Origin of the sequence: Shewanella sp. T24-MNA-CIBAN-0130, from assembly GCF_040310185.1 — a bacterium.
Classification (GTDB): Bacteria; Pseudomonadota; Gammaproteobacteria; order Enterobacterales; family Shewanellaceae; genus Shewanella; species Shewanella psychromarinicola.
The window spans coordinates 1-491 of record NZ_JBEOPP010000145.1; the positions used below are offsets into that span (position 1 = coordinate 1).

At 40.1% G+C, this 491-nt stretch carries 1 protein-coding gene; it reads right to left on the bottom strand.

The annotated features are described in order from the left end of the window. Positions 1–32: 32 nt before the first annotated feature. A complete protein-coding gene (locus AAEZ02_RS21835) occupies positions 33–362 on the bottom strand; it encodes a hypothetical protein (RefSeq protein WP_351125027.1) in 330 nt (109 codons plus the stop codon). Positions 363–491: the final 129 nt, after the last annotated feature.

The window sequence follows — 491 nt, forward strand, 5'->3', positions numbered from 1 at the left end:
TTGAGCTCTCATTGACCGCCCCCTCTATTTAATTATTGGATGATTTTAAGGGGTGACAACAATCCTGACACAGGGGGAGTTTGGTTGGTCACTAAATATACGTTGGCATAATCATGTTCAATGTTTAAGCGATCCAGTGACACGTCATTGCGAGATAGCGCTATGTTGTACCTGTCGATATCATCTGGATTAGATATATCGATATCGGTTCTTGCGGTTTGTTTGTAAATCGCGTCTTGTACCGTGTAAAAATCGCTTACCCATTTAAAAGACGTTAAGCGTTTGTCGGTTTTCCCAATTGAAAAAATAAACGTATTAGGGTGCTTTTGAGCATTTCTATAGGCCCGACTCCAAGGCATCATTTGAATATCGATATCAAAATTAACATATTGCTGGGTAGCGTGTAAGATATCAATTGAACATTTTTAGGGCGCATTCTCGCTTGCTTTAGCTGCGAGTTAAGCCTTGCGTAAAGCGAAGCTTTACTGTTT